The organism is Micromonospora sp. NPDC093243, from assembly GCF_044753725.1.
In the GTDB taxonomy this organism is placed as follows: domain Bacteria; phylum Actinomycetota; class Actinomycetes; order Mycobacteriales; family Micromonosporaceae; genus Micromonospora.
In genome coordinates this window covers 140,018-160,672 of record NZ_JBIVNT010000004.1, presented here as the reverse complement: position 1 = coordinate 160,672, position 20,655 = coordinate 140,018, and the positions used below count along the sequence as shown (strand labels likewise).

Genomic DNA, 20,655 nt, shown 5'->3' with positions numbered 1-20,655 from the left:
GCGATCGTTCAGGCAGGGGCTCTACACTCGACGTGCAGTCGAGGACTCGAGGAGGAGCCCCGCTATGAACGCCGACGAGATCGCCGCCGGACGGGCCCGCTGGCAGGCCCGGTACGACGCCGCGCGCAAGCGGGACGCGGACTTCACCACCCTCTCGGGGATGAGCGTGGACCCGGTCTACGGGCCGCCCGAGGGGGTCGCCTACCCGGGCTTCGAGCGGATCGGCTGGCCGGGCGAGTACCCGTACACCCGGGGGTTGTACCCGACCGGCTACCGGGGCCGGACCTGGACCATCCGGCAGTTCGCCGGCTTCGGCAACGCCGAGCAGACCAACGAGCGCTACAAGATGATCCTGGGCGCCGGCGGTGGCGGACTCTCGGTGGCGTTCGACATGCCGACCCTGATGGGCCGCGACTCGGACGACCCGCAGGCGCTCGGCGAGGTGGGGCACTGCGGCGTCGCCATCGACACCGCCGCCGACATGGAGGCGCTCTTCGCCGGCATCGACCTGGCCGGTGTCACCACCTCCATGACCATCTCCGGCCCGGCGGTGCCGGTCTTCTGCATGTACCTCGTCGCCGCCGAGCGGCAGGGCGCCGACCTGTCCACCCTGGACGGGACGCTGCAGACCGACATCTTCAAGGAGTACATCGCGCAGAAGGAGTGGCTCTTCGACCCGGAGCCGCACCTGCGCCTGATCGGCGACCTGATGGAGTACTGCGCCGGGGAGATCCCGCGCTACAAGCCGCTCTCGGTCTCCGGCTACCACATCCGCGAGGCCGGCTCGACCGCCGCGCAGGAGTTGGCGTACACGCTGGCCGACGGGTTCGGCTACGTGGAGCTGGGGCTGAGCCGAGGGCTGGACGTCAACGTCTTCGCCCCCGGGCTGAGCTTCTTCTTCGACTCGCACGTCGACTTCTTCGAGGAGATCGCCAAGTTCCGGGCCGCCCGCCGGATCTGGGCCCGCTGGCTTCGCGAGGTCTACGGCGCCACCAGCGAGAAGGCGCTCTGGCTGCGGTTCCACACCCAGACCGCCGGGGTGTCGTTGACCGCCCAGCAGCCGGTGAACAACGTGGTCCGCACCGCCGTCGAGGCACTCGCCGCGGTGCTCGGCGGCACCAACTCGCTGCACACCAACGCGCTGGACGAGACCCTCGCGCTGCCGACCGACGAGTCCGCCGAGATCGCCCTGCGTACCCAGCAGGTGCTGATGGAGGAGACCGGGGTGGTCAACGTGGCCGACCCGCTCGGCGGCTCCTGGTACGTCGAGGCGCTCACCGACAAGATCGAGGCCGAGGCCGAGGAGATCTTCGCCCGGATCCGCCAGCTCGGCGGCGAGGGCCCGCACCAGATCGGCCCGATGACCTCCGGCATCCTGCGCGGCATCGAGGACGGCTGGTTCACCGGCCACATCGCCGAGTCCGCGTTCGTCTACCAGCAGGCGCTGGAGAAGGGCGACAAGAAGATCGTCGGGGTGAACTGTCACACCGGCACGGTCGCCAAGGACCTGGAGATCCTGCGCATCTCGCACGAGGTGGAGCTGGAGCAGCGGCGGGTGCTGGCCGAGCGGAAGGCCGGCCGGGACGACGCCGCGGTCCGGGCCGCCGTCGCCCGGATGGTCGAGGTGAGCCGCACCGAGGGGAACATGATCCCGGCGATGCTCGACGCCGTCCGGGCCGAGGCGACCCTGGGCGAGATCTGCGACGCGCTGCGTGCCGAGTGGGGCACCTACCGCGAGCCCGCCCGCTTCTGATCGGGGCGGGGCCGGAGGGGGCCGGTGAGCAGGGTGAGAACTGCAACTGTCGCCGTCGCGGTTGATCTGAGTTCGGCGGGGTCCGTGCGAGACTAGGTAACCATGAGCGACCCACGGATCACCTCGTCGATCTTCACCCGCGGCGCGGTCGACCTCAGCGCGCTGCGCACCCCTGCCCCGTCCTCCACCCCGGCCCAGGCCGGTCCGCCCGCCGGCGCGCCGGGGGGCGCCGTCGGGGGCGGCGCCACGGTCATCGACGTGACCGAGGCGACCTTCCAGTCCGAGGTGCTGGAACGGTCGCTGACGACACCGGTCGTGATCGACTTCTGGGCCGAGTGGTGCGAGCCGTGCAAGCAGCTCTCCCCGGTGCTGGAGCGGCTGGCGGTCGAGGGCGGCGGGGCCTGGGTGCTCGCCAAGATCGACGTGGACGCCAACCCGCGAATCGCCCAGATGTTCCGGGTACAGGGCATCCCGATGGTCTACGCGGTGGTCGGCGGCCAGCCGGTCGACGCCTTCTCCGGGGTGGTACCCGAGGCGCAGCTGCGGCAGTGGATCCAGGCGGTGCTGAAGGCCGGCGGCGTCAGCGTCGCCGAGGCGGTCGACCCGCGCCTCGACGAGGCCGACGACGCCCTGATGAGTGGCGACCTGGACGCCGCCGAGCGGGCGTACCGGAAGATCCTGGCCGACGCCCCGGCGGACGCCGCGGCCGAGGCCGGCCTGGCCCAGGTCGGCCTGGCCCGCCGGGTCGCCGGCGCCGACCCGCGGGCGGCGCTGGCCGCCGCCGAGGCCAACCCCGACGACGTCGACGCCCAGCTGCTGGCCGCCGACATCGAGGTGCTCAGCGGCCTCGCCGAGCAGGCCTACAAGCGCCTGGTCGGCGTGGTCCGCCGCACCGCCGGAGACGAGCGCGAGAAGGTACGCCAGCACCTGGTGGGCCTCTTCACCATGGCCGGTCCGGACGACCCGGCGGTCGCCTCGGCCCGGCGGGCCCTCGCCAGCGCCCTGTTCTGAGCAACGACACGGTTCCGAGCACGTAGCACGCCAGCGCGGGCCGGCGTTCCGGCCGGCCCGCCCGACCACCGAGGACGGGAGCCCATGATGCGCCGGATCGCCGTCCTCGACGCGCCGACAAACCTGGGTCTGCGCCCACCCACGCCCAGCTCCGTGCCCGGCTGCGCCAAGGCACCCGGCGCGCTGCGCGATCAGGACCTGCTGGCCCGGTTACGGGCCCGCGACGCGGGCTGCGTCACCGCGCCACGGTACGACCCGGGCGACTGGCGACCCGGCGACGGCGTCTGCCACGCCCGGGAGATCGCGGACTACTCCGCGGCGCTCGCCGAGCGGATCGGATCGATCATCGACCGTGGCGAGTTTCCGCTGGTGCTCGGTGGCGACTGCTCCGTCCTGATCGGTTCGGCGCTGGCCATGCACCGACTCGGTGAAGCGGTCGGCGGCCGGATCGGGCTGGTCTTCGTCGACGGACACTCCGACTTCCGGCACCCGGGCAACGCCTCGTACGTGGGTGCGGCCGCCGGCGAGGACCTCGCTCTGGTCACCGGCCGGGGGCAGGCCGACCTGGCCGCGATCGAGGGACGCCGGCCGTACTTCCGGGACATCGACGTGGTGGTGCTCGGCATCCGCGCACAGGACGAGTACCGCCTCGACCTGCAGGCCGCCGGGATCACCACCCGGCCGGTGCCGGCGCTGCGCGCCGAGGGCGCCGCGCGCACCGCCCAGTGGGCGCACGAGCAGCTCGCCGACTGCGCCGGCTACTGGGTGCACATCGACGTGGACGTGCTGGACCCGGCGGTGATGCCGGCGGTGGACGCCCCCGACCCGGGCGGGATCGCCTTCGCCGAGCTGGAGATCCTGCTCGCCGGGCTGGTGGACACCCCACACTGCCTCGGCGTGGAGCTGACCGTCTTCGACCCTGACTACGACCCCGACGGCACCTACGCCGCCGAGATCGTCAACACCGTGGTGGCCGGGCTGGCCCCGGTGACCGCCCCGGAGGCGGTGCCGCCCCGCCTGCTCCCGGGCCCGTCGGCCGCGCCCGGACCGCGTCGTGGCAACGGCCGCCCGGCCGTTCCGGCCGCGATCCCGCCGGTTCCGGCCACCGTGCGCCCCACCGTTGAGACGGACGAGCGGGACGCGGACGGCCCCGATGCCATGGCGCCGGCGGGTCCGCGCGGTGCCCTCGGCGTGCTGACCGGGGAGCCCGTCGGGCTGGAGCCGGTCGGGCTGGAGCCGGTCGGTCCGCCCGCCGCGGCCGGCCCGGGCCTGTTGCGCCGGGCTCCGGCCGCCGCCGCAGCTGCCGCTGCGGCTCCCGCCCCCGGTCCGGTCCCCGCGCAGGGGAGCGGACCGGAAGTCCCGCTCCCGCCGGCCGATGACGACGACGACACTCCCCGCAGCGCCGCCGGCATCGCCTGACCGCCCGGGGCTGGCCGCCCGGGGCTGGCCGCCCGGGGCTGGCCGCCCGCACCGTTCGGTGCCGTGAGCCCCTGTCGGACTGCTCCACATCTGAGACCACCGCTGGACGGCGGAGCCGTAGCGCCGTGCCGTTCGGTTTTCCGGGCTGCGGCGTGTCCCATAAATGGGGCAGTTCGACAGTGCGTCGAGTCGTGGTCGGCCGCCCTGCGGCGGATCGTCATCCGTCTGGAGCTGATGTCACCAGCGACTCAGCTCTGAAGCCTTCAGCGGGGCAGGGCGCGCAGGAAGCGCTCGCTGATCGGGACGGCGGAGGCAGTGCTGGAGCCGCCCTGCTCCACGAAGACGGCGAACGCCACGTCGCCCCGCCAGCCGACGAACCACGCGTGGGTGTGCGCCGGGTTGTTGTCGTACTCGGCGGTGCCGGTCTTGCCGTGGACGGGGTCGCCGGGGACGTCCTTCAACGCGCTGCCGGTGCCGGCCGTGACCACCTCGCGCATCATCGCCCGTACCGCCTCGACCGACTCCGGCTTGAGGTCCGCTCCGGCGGCGGCCGGCGCGGCCGGGGCCGGGTCCAGCAGCAGCTTCGGCTGCTCGAAGCGCCCTCGGGCGACGGCCGCGGTGGCGCCGGCCATGGCCAACGGGCTGACCAGGGTGGTGCCCTGCCCGAACGCCGCGGCGGCCTGTTCGGCTCCGGACCCGTTCACCGAGACCTTGCCGCTGAACGCGTCGACGCCGACGTCCCACTTCGCCTCCAGGCCCAGCGAGCGGCCGGCGACGGCTAGCCCGTCGCCGCCCAGCTTCGGCGCCAGGGCGGCGAAGGCGGTGTTGCAGGACTTGGCGAAGTCGGTGCGGAACGGCACCCGACCGAGCGCGAAGTTGTCGGAGTTCTTGAAAGACCGACCCTCCACGGTGAAGGTCTTCGGGCAGTCGACGGTCGCGTCCGGCGTCACCGCGCCCTTGTCGAGCAGGCCGAGCGCGCTCACCATCTTGAACGTCGAGCCGGGCGGGACCTGGGCGGTGAAGGCCAGATTCTCGCCGGCCGGACCGGGACCGTTCGCGGTGGCGAGCACGGCGCCGTCGCTGATCCGCACCGCCACCAGGGCGGCCCGCCGCTTCTCGGCACGCAGCGCCGAGTCGGCCGCGTTCTGGACGGCCACGTCGAGGGTGGTCTTCACCGCCTGCCCGGGCTCGGGGGCGTGGTGGAACACCTCGGTGCCGGTCGGCACCAGCTTGCCGTCCTCGCCCGGCCGCTCGATGAGCACGGTCAGCCCGGGCTTTCCGCGTAGCCGGTCGTCGTAGCGGCCCTGCAGGCCGCCGTGGCCGACCAGGTCGCCGGCGGCGTACCGGTCCGGATGCGCGGCCAGGTCGTCGGCCTGCGCGGGGTCGACCGAGCCGAGCAGCGCCCGGGCGAACTCGCGGGTGGGCGCCAGGTCCAGCTTCTCGGAGTGGAACTTCGTGCCCGGCAGGTCGTAGATGCGCGGCTTGATCTGCAGGTATGCCTCCTCGCGCAGCGTCACCACCTCGACGAACGCGCCCGGGTCGGCCTCGGCGAGCCGCTTGGGCAGGTCGGCGAGGTCGACGGCGGGCACCAGCGCCGGGCGGATCGCCCGGAACGCCGTGTCGAGCTTTTCGACCAGCCCCTTGACATCCGGCACCTGGTTGGGCTGGATGCCCACCCGGACCACCGGCCGGGGCGCCACGATCGGCTGGCCGGCGCCGTCGAGCACCGCCGCCCGGGGGCCGGCATCCCGGCGCAGACCCAGCCGGTCACCCTTGGTGAGGTTCTCCTGCACCAGCTGCGGCTCCCAGATCACCTGCCACTGGTCGTCGCCGCCCCGGCTCAGCCGCACCTGCCGGTCGTACGCCCAGCGGGTGTCGCCGGGCAGGGCCCACTCCACCCGGATGCCTGCGGTGGCGGTGTTGGCGGTGATCTTCGGGTCGCCCTGCCGGGTCAGCTTGGGCGGGGTGGCCGCCAGCTCGCCGGAGAGCTCCTTGAGCTGCTGGGTCACGTCGGCGGCCGGGATCTTGGCGCCGGTCGCGTCGACGAAGCCCACGGCTTGGAGGTCTCCCGTCCGCCAGCCGGCCAGGAAGGTGTCGACGCTGCGCTCCGGGCCGTCCTCGCCCGAGCAGCCGGTGAGCGCGCCGGCGGCGAGCACGGTGGCGGCGAGGGCGGCGAGCGGACGCCGGAATGAGTAGCGGTGGCGGCGCGGTGGGTACGACAGGTGCATGGAGCGAGTTCCCTCCGATTTCGGGCTGCCCTGCACGGTAGTACGCGAACGCCGTCCCTATCGTCCCCGAACGGGAGCCGACGTGCGTAAAGACGGACCCGCGACAGTGTGATGAACATCGCGCGGCGGGGTACTCGGCAAGCGGCCAACCTCGGACCCGCAACGGGTGAAAGGACAGAGTCCCGATCCGGACGTCCGGCCGGTGGTCCGCCGAGAACGGCGCAGGGCGGCAGGCCTAGGCTGGGCGGCAGAGTGACCCACAACGCGGTGGGTCGAGGGGAGTGGCACCGATGGACCGGCGTCCGGCGATCAAACCGGAACCCGACCTCCGGCAGGATGACACCGGCCGGGACGATGACAGCTTCGATTCGGTGACCGACGGTGACGGCTACGGCCGACTCGACACCGGGGTCACCGGGTTGACCGGGTCGAGTATCGACACCATCTACGATCTCGGTCTTCCGACCGAGGCGTTGGCCGACGACGCGGAGGACGCCGAGCTCGACGAGCCGGTACCCAACGCGGAGCGTCTGGTGGCTCAGGCGGTCGCGCTCGCCGGGGAGGACCACGACGCGGCGACCCTGGTCAGCCGCTTCTGGCGGTTCGCTCCGGACGAGGAGCTGATCGGCTTCACCGCCGAGGAGATGATCGAGGCGGCCCGGGCGCACCGGGATCTGGCCCAACAACGGGTGCCGGGCGAGCTGAAGCTGCGCATCCACGAGCCGGACGCCGAGCAGCACCACAGCGTGATCGAGATCGTCGTCGACGACATGCCCTTCCTGGTGGACTCGGTGACCGCGTTGCTCAACTCGCACCACCTCGACGTGCACCTGCTGGTGCACCCGCTGGTAGTGGTCCGGCGGGAGCCGCTGGGGCGGCTGACCGAGGTGGCCGCCGATGTGGAGCCGGACGACGCGATCTCCGGTGACCTGGTGGAGAGTTGGATGCGGATCGAGATCGATCCGGTCCGCGACGCCGCCGAACGGGACCGCCTGCGCCGCGAACTCCAGCGGGTCCTCACCGACGTGCGGGAGGCGGTGGAGGACTGGCCGAAGATGCGCCAGCGCGCCCTGTCGCTCGCCGACGAGCTGGCCGCCGCCCGGACCAGCGACAACCGCCCGCCGGTGCCGGAGAAGGACATCACCGACTCCGTCGAGCTGCTGCGCTGGCTCGCCCACGACCACTTCACCTTCCTCGGCTACCGGGAGTACCGGCTGGTCGGGGCGCCCGAGGGCGGCCAGGCGCTGGAGGCGGTGCTCGGCACCGGGCTGGGCATCCTGCGGCAGGACGCGCCGGAGGCGCGGGCCCTGTCGTCGATGCCCCCCGAGGCGCACGAGAAGGTGCTGGAGAAGCGCCTGCTGATCATCACCAAGGCCAACTCGCGGGCCACCGTGCACCGCTCGGCCTACCTCGACTACATCGGGTTCAAGATCTTCAACGAGGCCGGCGAGGTGATCGGTGAGCGCCGCTTCCTGGGCCTCTTCTCGACCGCCGCGTACCGCACCAGTGTGCGGGAACTGCCGGTGGTCCGCCGCAAGGTCGCCGAGGTGCTGGACCGCTCGGGGCTGAGCCAGCGCAGCCACTCCGGCAAGGACCTGCTGCAGATCCTGGAGACCTACCCGCGCGACGAGCTCTTCCAGATCAAGACGGACGACCTCTACCACGCGGTGATCGGCGTGCTGCGCATGGCGGGCCGCCGGCAGCTGCGGGTCTTCCTGCGCAAGGACGCGTACGGGCGGTTCATCTCCTGCCTGATCTACCTGCCCCGGGACCGGTTCACCACCCAGAACCGGCTACGCATGCAGGACATCCTGCTGCGCGAGCTGAACGGGGTCGGGGTGGACTACACCACCCGGGTCACCGAGTCCATGCTCGCCCGGGTGCACTTCATCGTCCGGACCGACCCGACCAAGCCGCCGGGTGACATCGACGCCGACCTGCTCGCCGAGGAGTTGGCCGACGCGACCCGGCTCTGGGACGACGACTACCGGCTCGTGCTGGAGCGCAAGCTCGGCGACGAGCAGGCCAAGCACCTCTTCGCCCGGTACGCCGACGCGTTCCCGGAGGGCTACAAGGACGGGCACACGCCGTACGAGGCGATGAAGGACCTGGCCAAGCTGGAGCTGCTCGAGGAGCCCGGCCAGCTGGAGATGCACCTGTTCCGCAAGCAGCTCGCCCCCCGGGCCGGGGCGCGGATGCCGGGCGCCGACCTGGACGAGACGATGGACGTCCGGTTCAAGGTCTACCGGTACGGCGAGCCGATGATGCTCTCGGCGGTGCTGCCGGTGCTGCACTCGCTCGGCGTCCGCGTGGTCGACGAGCACCCGTACGAGGTGGACCGGATCGACGGTCGGGTCTTCCTCTACGACTTCGGGCTGCGACTGCCCGAGGCGCACCAGGAGCTGGCCGAGGTGCGCCCGCACGTGGAGAACGCCTTCGCGGCGGCGTGGCGGGGCGAGGCCGAGGTGGACGGCTTCAACGAGCTGGTGCTGCGCGCCGGGCTGACGTGGCGGCAGGTGGTGGTGCTCCGCGCCTACGCGAAGTACCTGCGGCAGGCCGGCACGGTCTTCTCGCAGGACTACATGGAGCAGACCTTCATCGCCTACCCGCGGATCGCCGAGCTGCTGGTGCAGCTCTTCGAGACCCGGTTCGCGCCGGGCTCGGCCGACGCCGAGCAGCGGCAGCGGCGCAGCGCCGAGCTGGTGGAGATTATCCGCGAGCAGTTGGACGACGTGGCCAGCCTCGACCAGGACCGGATCCTGCGCTCGTACCTGACGCTGATGCAGGCCACCCTGCGGACCAGCTTCTACCAGCGGCGCTCCGACGGGCGGCCCAAGTCGTACGTGGCGTTCAAGCTCGACCCGCAGGCCATTCCGGACCTGCCGGCGCCGCGGCCGAAGTTCGAGATCTTCGTCTACTCACCGCGATTCGAGGGTGTGCACCTGCGTTTCGGGCCGGTGGCCCGTGGCGGGCTGCGCTGGTCCGACCGGCGGGAGGACTTCCGTACCGAGGTGCTCGGCCTGGTCAAGGCGCAGATGGTGAAGAACACCGTCATCGTGCCGGTCGGCGCCAAGGGCGGCTTCGTGCTCAAGCAGAAGCCGGGGGACCGGGACGAGGCGGTCGCCTGCTACAAGGAGTTCGTCTCGGCGCTGCTCGACGTCACGGACAACATCGTCAGTGGCCAGATCGTGCCGCCCGACGACGTGGTCCGGCACGACACCGACGACCCGTACATGGTGGTCGCGGCGGACAAGGGCACCGCCACCTTCTCCGACATCGCCAACGAGATCTCCACGGCGCACGGCTTCTGGCTCGGCGACGCGTTCGCCTCCGGCGGCTCGGCCGGCTACGACCACAAGAAGATGGGGATCACCGCCCGGGGCGCCTGGGAGTCGGTCAAGCGGCACTTCCGCGAGCTGGGGCACGACACCCAGAGCGAGGACTTCACCGTGGTCGGCGTCGGCGACATGTCCGGCGACGTCTTCGGTAACGGCATGCTGCTCTCCGAGCACATCCGGCTGGTGGCCGCCTTCGACCACCGGCACATCATCCTCGACCCGGACCCGGACGCGGCGACCTCGTACGCCGAGCGCAAGCGGCTCTTCGACCTGCCGCGCTCGTCGTGGGAGGACTACAACACCGAGCTGATCTCGGCCGGCGGCGGCGTGTTCCCGCGTACCGCCAAGTCCATCCCGATCACGCCGCAGGTCCGGGCGGCGCTCGGCCTGGACGACGACGCCATCCAGCTCTCTCCGCAGGAGCTGATGCGGGCGATCCTGACCGCGCCGGTGGACCTGTTCTGGAACGGCGGCATCGGCACCTACGTCAAGGCGTCCAGCCAGACCAACGCGGAGGTGGGCGACAAGTCCAACGACGCGATCCGGGTGGACGGCAAGAGCCTGCGGTGCCGGGTGGTCGGCGAGGGCGGCAACCTGGGCTTCACCCAGCTGGGCCGGATCGAGTACGCGCTGACCGGCGGCCGGATCTACACCGACTTCATCGACAACGCGGCCGGGGTGGACACCTCCGACCACGAGGTGAACATCAAGATCCTGCTGAACACCGCGGTCGGCGACGGGGAGCTGACCACCGAGGCGCGGGACGAGCTGCTGGCCGAGATGACCGACGAGGTCGCCGAGCTGGTGCTGCGGGACAACTACGACCAGGCCCGGGCGATCAACAACGCCCAGGCGCAGGCCGCCTCGTTGCTCCCGGTGCACCGACGGATGATCAACGACCTGGAGCGGTCGGGCGCGCTGGACCGGTCGCTGGAGGCGTTGCCGCCGGACGAGGAATTGGCGGTCCGGATCGAGTCCGGCCTGACCGCGCCGGAGTTCGCGGTGCTGCTCGCGTACGTCAAGATCGTCCTGGAGCGGGACATCCTCGCCGAGGGGCTGGCCGACGAGGAGTGGACCAGCGACGTGCTGGTCAACTACTTCCCGACGCCGATGCGCGAGCGCTTCGCCGACCGGATGTCGCGGCACCGGCTGCGCCGGGACATCGTCACCACGGTGCTGGTGAACGAGGCGATCAACCGGGGCGGCATCTCGTTCGTGTTCCGGGTGATGGAGGAGACGGCCGCCTCCGCGGCGGACGTGATCCGGGCGTACGTGGTGGTCCGCGAGGTGTTCGGGCTGCGCGAGCTGTGGGACGCGGTGGAGGCCCTGGACAACAAGGTCTCGCCGGAGCTGCAGACCACTGTCTACCTGGACACTCGCCGGCTGCTCGACCGGGCCGTGCGGTGGCTGGTGACGAACCGCCGCTCGCCGATCGACGTGCCGGCGGAGATCACCCGACTGCGCGACGGGGTGGCGCGGCTGCTGCCGGGGCTGGAGAGCCTCTTCTACGGCAGCGAACGGGAGTCCATCACGGCGCACATCGACTCGATGACCGAGCGAGGGCTGCCGCGCGAGCTGGCCGAGCAGGCGACCCGGCTGATGTACAGCTTCGGTCTGATGGACGTGGTGGAGACCGCGACGAGCACCGGTCGGGACGTCGGCGAGGTGGCTTCGGTCTACTTCGTGCTCTCCGACCTGTTCCGGGTGGACTCGCTGCTGTCGAAGATCTCCCTGCTGCCCCGCGAGGACCGGTGGCAGACGCTGGCCCGGATGGCGCTGCGGTACGACCTGTACGCCGCGCTGGCCGCGCTCACCGCCGAGGTGCTGGGCTCCACGCCGGACAGCCTGCGGCCGCAGGAGCGGGTGCAGCAGTGGGAGCAGTCGAACGAGACCTCGATCCACCGCGCGCAACGGGCGATGGGCGAGTTCGACGAGTCCCGGGCGGACCTCGCCGCCCTGTCGGTGCTGCTGCGCCAGATCCGCACCCTGGTGCGGACCTCCGCCGCGGCCTGATCGACGACGCCGAACGCGGTCCGGCCGGTCGGGGGGAGACCCCCGATCGGCCGGACCGCGTCGGTCTGCTCAGCCGACCAGGCTGGCGAAGACGATGACGTTGTTCAGGTAGCTGCGCGCCGCCTCGTCGAACTGGCCCCCGCAGGTCACCACCCGCAGGCTCGGCCGGTCACTCGGGCCGTACACCAGCTCGGTGGGGAACGAGTCCTTCGGGTACGACTTCACCGAGTCGACCCGGAAGGTCGCCGCCCGGCCGTCCGCCCGGTTCACCGTCACGGTGTCTCCCGGTTGCATCGCCCCGAGGTCGAAGAAGACCGCCGGGCCGAGCTTGGCCGAGTCCACGTGCCCGACGATGACGGCGTTGCCGACCTCGCCGGGGCTGGGTCCCGGTTCGTACCAGCCGGCCAGCTGGGCCTGGTCCAGCGGGGGCACCTGGACCGTGCCGTCCGGGTTGGTGCCGAGCGACATGATCTTCGCGTCGACCCCGATCCGGGGGATCGTGATGGTGCTGGGTGCGGACCGGGGAAGCGCGGCCGGGGCCGGCCCGCTCTCGGCCGGCTGGTCCGCCTCGGCGGGCCCGGTGCCCTCGGGGCCCGCCTGGGCCAGGGGTTGCGGGGGGCGGGGGGCGGGGTCGGTCTGCAGGGAGATGCCGATCATCCCGGCGCCGGCCAGGGCGAGGAGGACGACGACGGCGGCGCCGGCGGCGCGCCACGGTTTCCCGTGACGGCCGCCGGCCCGTGTCGCCGTCTCGTCAGACGAGGGACTCATTGGTCCGCCGGCGACGCATCAGCACGATCCCGCCCAGCGCCGCAGCGCCCAGCAGGCTGGCCCCACCGGCGGCCAGGTTCCGGTCGGCGCCGGTGCTGGCGCCACCGTCACCACCGTCGACCCCGCCCCGGGGCAGGACGACCAGTTCGCCCTCGCCGCACGAGCCCTTGAGCTCGTAGCGGCCCGGCTTGGCGTCCTTGTCGACCTTGGCCTCGCCCAGGTAGACGAAGTCACGCTTGTGCTCCCAGCGGTCCTCGTCCTTGCCGTGGTCGCGGGACTTCTCGTCCTCACGGCCGTTCTCGCGGTCCTTGGAGTCCCACGAGCCGTTCTCGTCCGAGCCGTACTCGTCCTTCGAGTCCGAGCCGTACCCGTTCTCGTCCTCGTGGCCGTTCTCGCCGTCCTTCGAGTCCCACGAGCCGTTCTCGTCCGAGCCGTACTCGTGGCCCTTCTCGTCCTTCTTCGAGTCCGAGCCGTACTCGTCGGAGCCGTTCTCGTCCTCGTAGCCGTTCTCGTGGTCCTTGGAGTCCCACGAGCCGTTCTCCTCGTGGCCCTTCTTGTCGTCCTTGTGGCCCTTGTCGCCACGGTCGCCGGCCTGGTCGTGCTCCTCGCCCTTCCAGTCCTTGCGGTCCTCGTCCTTGCGGTCCTCGTCCTTGCCGCCGTCGGCGAGCAGGCCGCCGCCCTGGCCGTTCGGCTGTCCCTCGTAGGCCGGGGGCTGCCCGTTCTCGCCGTTCTCGCCGTTCTCGTCCTTGCCGTTCTCGTCCTTGCCGTTCTCGTCCTTGCCGTTCTCGTCCTTGCCCTCGTGGTCGCGGCCCTTGTCGTCCTTGCCGTGCTCGTCCTTGCCCTTGTCGTCCTTGCCGTTCTCGTCCTTGCCCTCGTGGTCACGGCCCTTGTCGTCCTTGCCGTGCTCGTCCTTGCCCTTGTCGTCCTTGCCGTGCTCGTCCTTGCCGTCACGGTCGTAGGAGTCTTCCTCGCCCTGCCAGTCCTTGCGGTCGTCGCCGCGGTCGTCCACCGGCTTGAGCTTGACCTTGCCGGTGACCTTCGACCAGACGAAGGCGTGCTCCTGCTCCTCGGAGCAGATCTCCAGGAACTTGACCTTCTCGCCGGCCTTCACGACGTGCGGCTTGGCCAGGACCTTGCCGTCGCGGTCCTTGCCGTCGTGGTGGCCGTCCGCGAACGCGATCCCCGGCGCGAACACCAGGAGGGACGCGCCACCGAGGGCGGCGCCCGCGACAACCTTTCCGAGCATCTTCTTAGCCATGACCTGCGTCACTCCATCCCTGTTGTCCTCTACTCGGCGACACCCGAGCTAAGGCCGACGTTAGACCGTTTCACGACCTATGCAGGGAAAGATTCGTGTTTCTACGTTCATCGGTGTTAAGCCCGTTAGGCCTGGTACGCGGCTTTCACTGCCGGCCGTGGCGTTCCCGCCCGGACGCCGGTTTGCCGCCGGCTCGGTGGGTCGCTGCCGCACTCGGATCGGTCGGCCGGCATCGTCCGGGTAGCGGCCGTCTCAGCGGTCACCGGAGTCCCGCACCGCCCCAGTGAACCCGCGGCCCAGGGCGGCCGGACGACCGCAAGGCATCGAGGCATTGCCATGGAAGCGCTCCCATGCGAGAATCGCTGCACGCGGTTCGGGGAGCCACACCGCGCAGGCAGGCGTCGAGGGCATCCGGTCCGCCGGACGACATCCCGCCACCGACCGACCGGCGCTGGCCGCCGGTGGTCGCTCGCACCACCACCACAGCCCGTCCGGGTCGGGCACCCCCGAAACATCCCCGTTGGCACCGGCGGCCGCCCCCAGGGCGTCCACCGGGCCACCCGCCGGGCCGTTCGCGGGCCCGGTCTCGCCCAAGGAGATCAGTGGCATGAATGTGTGGAGAAGACTGTCCGGCCCCCGCCGGGCACTCGCGCTCGCCGGCGCGGGCGCCCTGGTCGCCGGCGGGTTGGTGACCATTCCGGTCACCGTGGCGCACGCGGCGACCCAGTGCGACGTCGCCTACTCGACGAACGACTGGCCGGGTGGCTTCACCGCGAGCATCACCATCAAGAACATCGGCGACCCGATCAACGGCTGGACGCTGGGCTGGACGTTCCCGAACTCCGGCCAGCGGGTGCAGCAGGGCTGGTCCGCCGAGTTCACCCAGACCGGCAGCCAGGTCACCGCCCGCAGCCTGTCCTACAACGGCAGCCTGGCCACCGGCGCCTCGACCAGCCTCGGATTCAACGGCGCCTGGAGCGGCAGCAACCCGAAGCCCACCTCGTTCACGCTCAACGGGGTGACGTGCAGCGGCGGCACGACGCCCACCGATCCGCCGCCCACCGACCCGCCCCCCACCAACCCGCCGCCGGGCACCAAGGTCGACAACCCGTACGCCGGGGCGCGGGGCTACGTGAACCCGGAGTGGAAGGCCAAGGCGGACGCGGAGCCGGGCGGCAGCCGGATCTCCAGCAACCCGACCGCGGTCTGGCTGGACCGGATCGCCGCCATCAACGGCACCCCGGACAGCAGCTCCAACGGAGCGTTCGGAGTCCGCGACCACCTGGACGAGGCGCTGCGACAGGGTGCCGGCTACATCCAGTTCGTGATCTACAACCTGCCGGGCCGGGACTGCGCCGCGCTCGCCAGCAACGGTGAGCTCGGCCCCGACGAGCTGCCGAAGTACAAGGCCCAGTACATCGACCCGATCGCCGCTATCCAGGCCGACCCGAAGTACGCCGGCCTGCGGATCATCAACATCATCGAGATCGACTCGTTGCCGAACCTGGTCACCAACACCTCCGGCCAGCCGGGCGGCACGACGATGTGCGACACGGTCAAGGCGAACGGCGCCTACGTCAACGGCGTCGGCTACGCCCTGGCCAAGCTCGGCGCGATCGGCAACGTCTACAACTACATCGACGCCGCGCACCACGGGTGGATCGGCTGGGACAGCAACTTCGGCCCGACCGCCGACATGCTGAAGTCCGCCGCCGTCGCCTCCGGCAGCACGGTGCGCAACGTGCACGGCTTCATCGTCAACACGGCCAACTACTCGGCGCTGCGCGAGCCGTACGTCAAGGTCACCGACTCGGTGAACGGCCAGACCGTCCGGCAGTCCAAGTGGATCGACTGGAACCAGTACGTCGACGAGCTCTCGTTCGCCCAGGCGTTCCGGCAGAAGCTGGTCTCGGTCGGCTTCGAGTCCGGCATCGGCATGCTGATCGACACCTCCCGCAACGGCTGGGGCGGCACCGCCCGGCCCACCGGCCCGGGCGCGACGACCAGCGTGGACACCTACGTCAACGGTGGTCGGATCGACCGCCGGATCCACGCCGGCAACTGGTGCAACCAGTCCGGCGCGGGCCTGGGGGAGCGGCCGAAGGCCGCCCCGGAGGCGGGCATCGACGCGTACGTCTGGGTGAAGCCCCCGGGTGAGTCGGACGGTTCCAGCACGCTGATCGAGAACGACGAGGGCAAGGGCTTCGACCGGATGTGCGACCCGACGTACACCGGCAACCCCCGCAACGGGAACAACCCGACCGGTGCCCTGCCGAACGCGCCGATCTCCGGCGCGTGGTTCTCCGCCCAGTTCCAGGAGCTGATGCGGAACGCCTACCCGGCACTGTGAGGGTGCCGCCCGCCTGCCGCCGGCAGTAGGTGAGGCACTGCCGGCGGCAGGCTCCCAGGCCCCTGACCCGACCGTCACCCGGTCGGGTCAGGGGCCTCTCGCGGTACCGGTCAGGGCACCGTCCGCTCCACCGCCGCCCGACCCAGCTCGGCCAGGTCCTGGCGGGCCCGCTCGATGTTCTCCGGCGTGAGGTCCTGACCCCGCGCCATGACCAGGTCCTCCGGATCCCAGGGCTGCTCGGCGCCGGTGCGGATGTTGTCGCCGCCGGCGCCGGTCCCGGTCCCGGTGGCGCCGGTACCAGCCGCGTACGGGTCACCGAGGATGTCGTCCGTCGGGGCGTCCCGGTCGACACGGGCCCCCGGTTCGCCGAAGGACGGATTGTCCCGGTCGGCGCCGCCCCCGGTGATCAGCTGCGGGACGGTGCTGTCGTCGTCCACCGCGGCGGCCATCTCCGGGCTCTCCTCCAGCGGCGGTTGGCGGTCGCGATCGCTCATGCTGCTGCCCTCCTGTCCCCAGCGCGGTCCCTGATCCCCCTCGCCTACCCCGTCCGGTGCTCGTCATGCCCCGGCGGGTTCGACTCCCACCCGGGGCGGCCCGGCCGGCCCGGGTTCAGTGCCCGTCGGCGCCGTTCGGGCGGTCCGGAGGGCCGATCACGCCGCGCTCCTCGGGGGCGGCCGGCGGCTCGGCCGGGCGGAGCCACTGCCAGAGCAGCATCAGCAGGCCGAAACCGAGCATCGCCAGCCCGGCCCAGAGGTTGATCCGTACGCCCTGCGCCTTGTCGATCTCGGCCGGGCTGTCGAACACCCCCATCAGGGCGACGATGACCCCGTACGCCACGAACAGGCCGCCGATCACCCGGCGGATGTCGAACAGTCGCGCGGCCGCCGACCGTCGCTGCTCCTCCTCGGCTCCGGTGATCTGTGGATCGCGGGCCGGCTCGCTGCGGTTGTCCATCTGGCGATCACCCTTTCTAGAAGACCGGGATGTAGAACACGATGGCGAGCGCGACGGCGATCACGCCCAGCAGGACCGGGGAGCGGTACCAGGCGGTGTCCCCGGCCAGCACGTCGCTCTTCAGGTCGATACCGCCCGTGCCGTAGACCAGCCCACGCAGGTCCGCGTCGGGCTTCGGGGCGGTCAGCGGGGTGATGATCGCGGCGACCACGGCCACCGTGACGAACGCGATGCCGGCGCCCCAGAAGCTCTCCTCCAGGTCGGAGTTGAAGTGGATCACTCCGCCCTTGTAGAGCAGGTAGGTGGCGAGCGCCGCGAGGGTGCCCAGCAGCAGGGACCAGAAGCCGGCCAGCGCGGTCATCCGCTTCCAGAACATGCCGATGATGAAGGTGGCGAAGAGCGGCGCGTTGAAGAGGGAGAAGAGGGCCTGGATGTAGTTCATGATGTTGCTGAACCCGGCCGCGATGAAGGCGGTGCCGATGCCGATCACCACCGCGGCGATGGTGGCGTACCGGCCGATCCGCAGGTAGTAGTCGTCGGGCCGGTCACGGCGGACGTACGCCTGCCAGATGTCGTAGGTGAACACGGTGTTGAAGCCGCTGACGTTTGCCGCCATGCCGGCCATGAACGAGGCGAGCAGGCCGGTGACCGCGACGCCGAGCACACCGTTCGGGAGCAGGTCGCGCATCAGCAGCGGGATCGCGTTGTTGTACTGCAGGTCGCCGCTCTCCGCGCCGAGGCCCTGCACGGTGACCAGGGCAACCAGGCCGGGGATCACGGTGACCAGGGGGATGAACAGCTTCGGGTACGCGGCGATGATCGGCGTACGCCGGGCCGCGCTCATGTTCTTCGCGGACAGCGCCCGCTGCACCTCGGCGAAGTTGGTCGTCCAGTAGCCGAACGAGAGCACGAAGCCGAGACCGAAGACGATGCCGATCCAGTGCGCGCCGAGCGGGTTGGCGGTGGTGTTCGTGTCCTGCCAGGCGTGCAGTCCCGCCTCGCCGAGCTTCGACTCGCGGACCGCGTCCATCAGCCCGGAGACGCCGCCGACCTTGACCAGGCCGATCACGGTGACCGGGATCAGGCCGGCCAGGATCACGAAGAACTGGAGCACCTCGTTGTAGATCGCGCCGGAGAGACCGCCGATGGTGATGTACGCCAGCACGATCGCCGCGCCGATCACGATCGCGACCCAGAGCGGCCAGCCGAGCAGCGCCTGCATCACCAGCGCCAGCGCGTACAGGTTGACCCCGGCGATCAGCACCTGGGCGACCGCGAAGCTGATCGCGTTGAGCAGGTGCGTCGGCCGGTTGAACCGCAGCCGCAGGTACTCGGGGACGCTGCGGACCTTCGAGCCGTAGTAGAAGGGCATCATCACGATGCCGAGGAAGACCATCGCCGGCACGGCGCCGATCCAGTAGTAGTGCAGCGTCATCACGCCGTACTGGGCGCCGTTGGCGGCCATGCCGATGATCTCCAGCGCGCCCAGGTTGGCCGACACGAACGCCAGCCCGGTCACCCAGGCCGGCAGCGAGCGGCCGGAGAGGAAGAAGTCGACGCTGGTGCGGATCGCGCGGCGGGCGGCGAAGCCGACGCCGAGGACGGTCACGAAGTAGAGCCCCAGCAGGAGGTAGTCCAGCGCGTTCATCTCGAGTCGAAGTCCGCCGCCGTCCATTCCCGTCACCCTTCGCCCGGACGTCCGCTGTATGTGCCGCGCGCGCCCTATTACCCCGGACGCGAAATTCCACGCCCGACCGTGCGCACCGGTCGGCCCGCGGCTCCGCCGCGGACGGCTCGGCACGCCCCGGATGGCGTCACCCGATCGGGTGACGCGGACACACGTGGGCGCCCCGGCCAGATGGCCGGGGCGCCCGTCGTGATCGGTCAGCGGCCGAGTACCCGGTCCAGGAAGTCCCGGTAGCCGCGGACCGCCATCCGCAGTTCCTCGGTGTCCGCGGAGCCAGCCTGCTGCCATCCGCCGAGGCTGGTCCGCTGCGCCGCCAACGCCGAGGAGAGGGCCTGGATGGCCTCCTCGACCAGCGCCTGGGCCTCGCCGGCTGCCGCCCGCGGGTCGTCGACGAAACGGAGTTGGACGTCCCGCCAGCGGTCCCGGAAGCCCTGCGCGATCTCCGCGTCGAAGAGGGTCGCCGGCTCGGCTGCCACGGTCGAACCGGCCGGGCGGGAGGTTCCGGCGGCCGCGAGGTCGCCGGTCGCGGTGGTGCTCGCCCCGGCGGCGGCCGGATCGGCGTCCGGGGAGACCGCGTCCGGGTCGACCATCCGGGGCGCCGCGCTGCCGTAGCCGGCCGCGCCGGCGGCACCCGCGCCCGGGTCGCCGCCCAGCGGGGTCAGATCGCCCCGGCGCTCGGCGTCGCCGTCACCGACGCCGGGCGCCGGGGCGGCACGATCCGGCGACTCGTTGAGGTCCGCACTGTCGCGGGACCCGACCTCCGGCTCGCCGTCGCGCCGGTGCAGCTCCGCGGTCGGGTCGGCGCGCAACCCTTCCCGCTCGCCCTCCTCGGCGCCGTCGCCCGGCCAGGCGGTGCGCTCGTCCCGGGGATCCGGTTCGTCCTCGGGGCGGGGGCTGGCCAGGGCGGACGCGGCGACCGCCCCGCCCACGGTGGGGGCGCCGAAGGTGGTCGGCACCGGGCCGGGGTCGTGGAAGCCGCCCTCGTCGGCGTCCCGCTCGGCCGCCCGGACGACCCGTTCGTCGTCGTCCGGGCCTGGCCGCCGGCCGGACTCGTCGGCGCGTTCGGCGTACTCGGTCCGGTCGGCGTCACCGGCGACCGCCGGGTCGTCGAAGGTGCCGCGGTCGTCCAGCGCGTCCTCCGGCACCTCCGCCGGCCCGCTCCGGTCGTCGGCGCCCGGCACCGGCACCGGATGGGATCGGACGGCCTCGGGGTGGTCGTTCACCTGCTGCTTCTCCTGGCGCATGCGGTGGCCTCCTCAGCGGCTCGTGACGTCGTGCGGCGTGTCCGTGTCCGGGTGGCGCTGCTCCGGCGGCTGGTGCCCCACCGGCTCCTCGCCGAGCAGGTCCGCGAAGAGGGCCCGGTAGTGCACCACGGCCTGCCGCAACTCCTCGGTGCTCGCCTCGCCGCGGGTGTTGCGCAGGTGGATCTCGTGTGCGTCCCGGTAGTGGGTCAGCGTGCGGGCGTGCTCGACGGAGAGATGAGCGATCTGGTCCGAGAAGTCACCGGTGGGGTAACCCCGCTCCGCGATCAGCCGGGTGACCAGTTCGTCCGCGTCGCCCACGGTTTCGGCCGGGGAGTCGATGAAGCGGACCTGGAGTTCCTCCCAGGCGGCGGCGTAGCGGGCCCGGGACTCCGGGTCGAGCGGGGTGAGCGTGAGCTCGGCGTGCCGACGCTCCCGGTCCCGCAGCTCGCGCTCGGCGGCGCCGCGGCTGTCCTGCTCGGCGACCACCCGGTCGTACTCCGGACCGAACCGGCTGCGCAGCGACCTGCGCCGGGCCAGCGTCCACCCGGCGGCGGCCAACGCGGCGATCACCAGTACGACGATGACGATGACGATTATCTGCGTGGGCGACATGGCTCCTCCTTCGCCACCGG

Annotated in this window: 13 protein-coding genes; 5 read left to right on the top strand and 8 right to left on the bottom strand. The window is 71.7% G+C overall.

Annotated elements, in window-relative coordinates:
* Positions 1–64 precede the first annotated feature (64 nt).
* From ACIP9D_RS14505 to ACIP9D_RS14495, 3 genes are all read left to right on the top strand, one after another.
* Positions 65–1,753 (top strand): methylmalonyl-CoA mutase family protein, encoded by a 1,689-nt coding sequence (locus ACIP9D_RS14505; protein ID WP_350871870.1) that lies wholly within the window; start codon positions 65–67, stop codon positions 1,751–1,753.
* 102 nt (positions 1,754–1,855) lie between these two features.
* The gene (locus tag ACIP9D_RS14500) at positions 1,856–2,764 is read left to right on the top strand and encodes a tetratricopeptide repeat protein (protein WP_350871871.1); all 909 of its coding nucleotides are present in this window, start codon (positions 1,856–1,858) and stop codon (positions 2,762–2,764) included.
* An 84-nt stretch (positions 2,765–2,848) separates the two neighbouring features.
* Entirely contained in the window at positions 2,849–4,183 is a 1,335-nt protein-coding gene (locus tag ACIP9D_RS14495; protein ID WP_350871873.1) for an arginase family protein, read from the top strand.
* 263 nt (positions 4,184–4,446) lie between these two features.
* Here the strand turns inward: ACIP9D_RS14495 and ACIP9D_RS14490 are convergent, their stop codons facing one another.
* Positions 4,447–6,411, bottom strand: coding sequence for a penicillin-binding transpeptidase domain-containing protein (locus ACIP9D_RS14490; RefSeq protein ID WP_350871875.1), 1,965 nt, complete (start codon positions 6,409–6,411; stop codon positions 4,447–4,449).
* Between the two features lie 290 nt (positions 6,412–6,701).
* Here ACIP9D_RS14490 and ACIP9D_RS14485 point away from each other — a divergent pair, with 290 nt between their 5' ends.
* Positions 6,702–11,762: an NAD-glutamate dehydrogenase gene (locus tag ACIP9D_RS14485; RefSeq protein ID WP_350871877.1), complete on the top strand. Its 5,061-nt coding sequence runs from the start codon at positions 6,702–6,704 to the stop codon at positions 11,760–11,762.
* Between the two features lie 69 nt (positions 11,763–11,831).
* Here ACIP9D_RS14485 and ACIP9D_RS14480 read toward each other — a convergent pair whose 3' ends face one another.
* Positions 11,832–12,530: a class F sortase gene (locus ACIP9D_RS14480; RefSeq protein ID WP_350871879.1), complete on the bottom strand. Its 699-nt coding sequence runs from the start codon at positions 12,528–12,530 to the stop codon at positions 11,832–11,834.
* Positions 12,514–13,788, bottom strand: a complete 1,275-nt coding sequence (locus tag ACIP9D_RS14475; RefSeq protein WP_350871881.1) for a hypothetical protein — start codon at positions 13,786–13,788, stop codon at positions 12,514–12,516. The genes ACIP9D_RS14480 and ACIP9D_RS14475 overlap by 17 nt, the downstream gene beginning before the upstream one ends.
* 607 nt (positions 13,789–14,395) lie before the next feature.
* On the opposite strand from ACIP9D_RS14475, the gene ACIP9D_RS14470 reads away from it, so the two are divergent.
* On the top strand, positions 14,396–16,138 hold the full coding sequence (locus ACIP9D_RS14470; RefSeq protein WP_350871882.1) for a glycoside hydrolase family 6 protein: 1,743 nt from the start codon (positions 14,396–14,398) through the stop codon (positions 16,136–16,138).
* Between the two features lie 110 nt (positions 16,139–16,248).
* Here the strand turns inward: ACIP9D_RS14470 and ACIP9D_RS14465 are convergent, their stop codons facing one another.
* The 5 genes from ACIP9D_RS14465 to ACIP9D_RS14445 all read right to left on the bottom strand — a co-directional run bounded on the left by ACIP9D_RS14465 (position 16,249) and on the right by ACIP9D_RS14445 (position 20,635).
* Positions 16,249–16,632, bottom strand: a complete 384-nt coding sequence (locus ACIP9D_RS14465) for a hypothetical protein (protein WP_350871883.1) — start codon at positions 16,630–16,632, stop codon at positions 16,249–16,251.
* 115 nt (positions 16,633–16,747) lie between these two features.
* Positions 16,748–17,092 carry a hypothetical protein gene (locus tag ACIP9D_RS14460; RefSeq protein ID WP_350871885.1) on the bottom strand — a complete coding sequence of 115 codons (345 nt, stop codon included), beginning with the start codon at positions 17,090–17,092 and terminating at the stop codon, positions 16,748–16,750.
* Between the two features lie 16 nt (positions 17,093–17,108).
* On the bottom strand, positions 17,109–18,767 hold the full coding sequence (locus ACIP9D_RS14455; RefSeq protein ID WP_350871887.1) for a sodium:solute symporter family protein: 1,659 nt from the start codon (positions 18,765–18,767) through the stop codon (positions 17,109–17,111).
* A 209-nt stretch (positions 18,768–18,976) separates the two neighbouring features.
* A complete protein-coding gene (locus tag ACIP9D_RS14450) occupies positions 18,977–20,023 on the bottom strand; it encodes a hypothetical protein (RefSeq protein WP_400449972.1) in 1,047 nt (348 codons plus the stop codon).
* Between the two features lie 12 nt (positions 20,024–20,035).
* Positions 20,036–20,635, bottom strand: coding sequence for a hypothetical protein (locus ACIP9D_RS14445; protein ID WP_350871889.1), 600 nt, complete (start codon positions 20,633–20,635; stop codon positions 20,036–20,038).
* Between the last annotated feature and the right edge of the window lie 20 nt (positions 20,636–20,655).

Excerpts from the sequence above, each read along its gene's own strand:
- ACIP9D_RS14470 (WP_350871882.1), top strand. The coding sequence starts at position 14,396 with ATGAATGTGTGGAGAAGACTGTCCGGCCCCCGCCGGGCACTCGCGCTC.
- ACIP9D_RS14500 (WP_350871871.1), top strand. The coding sequence starts at position 1,856 with ATGAGCGACCCACGGATCACCTCGTCGATCTTCACCCGCGGCGCGGTC.
- ACIP9D_RS14495 (WP_350871873.1), top strand. The coding sequence starts at position 2,849 with ATGATGCGCCGGATCGCCGTCCTCGACGCGCCGACAAACCTGGGTCTG.
- ACIP9D_RS14455 (WP_350871887.1), bottom strand. The coding sequence starts at position 18,767 with ATGGACGGCGGCGGACTTCGACTCGAGATGAACGCGCTGGACTACCTC.
- ACIP9D_RS14475 (WP_350871881.1), bottom strand. The coding sequence starts at position 13,788 with ATGGCTAAGAAGATGCTCGGAAAGGTTGTCGCGGGCGCCGCCCTCGGT.
- ACIP9D_RS14450 (WP_400449972.1), bottom strand. The coding sequence starts at position 20,023 with ATGCGCCAGGAGAAGCAGCAGGTGAACGACCACCCCGAGGCCGTCCGA.
- ACIP9D_RS14445 (WP_350871889.1), bottom strand. The coding sequence starts at position 20,635 with ATGTCGCCCACGCAGATAATCGTCATCGTCATCGTCGTACTGGTGATC.
- ACIP9D_RS14465 (WP_350871883.1), bottom strand. The coding sequence starts at position 16,632 with ATGAGCGATCGCGACCGCCAACCGCCGCTGGAGGAGAGCCCGGAGATG.
- ACIP9D_RS14480 (WP_350871879.1), bottom strand. The coding sequence starts at position 12,530 with ATGAGTCCCTCGTCTGACGAGACGGCGACACGGGCCGGCGGCCGTCAC.
- ACIP9D_RS14485 (WP_350871877.1), top strand. The coding sequence starts at position 6,702 with ATGGACCGGCGTCCGGCGATCAAACCGGAACCCGACCTCCGGCAGGAT.
- ACIP9D_RS14460 (WP_350871885.1), bottom strand. The coding sequence starts at position 17,092 with ATGGACAACCGCAGCGAGCCGGCCCGCGATCCACAGATCACCGGAGCC.
- ACIP9D_RS14490 (WP_350871875.1), bottom strand. The coding sequence starts at position 6,411 with ATGCACCTGTCGTACCCACCGCGCCGCCACCGCTACTCATTCCGGCGT.
- ACIP9D_RS14505 (WP_350871870.1), top strand. The coding sequence starts at position 65 with ATGAACGCCGACGAGATCGCCGCCGGACGGGCCCGCTGGCAGGCCCGG.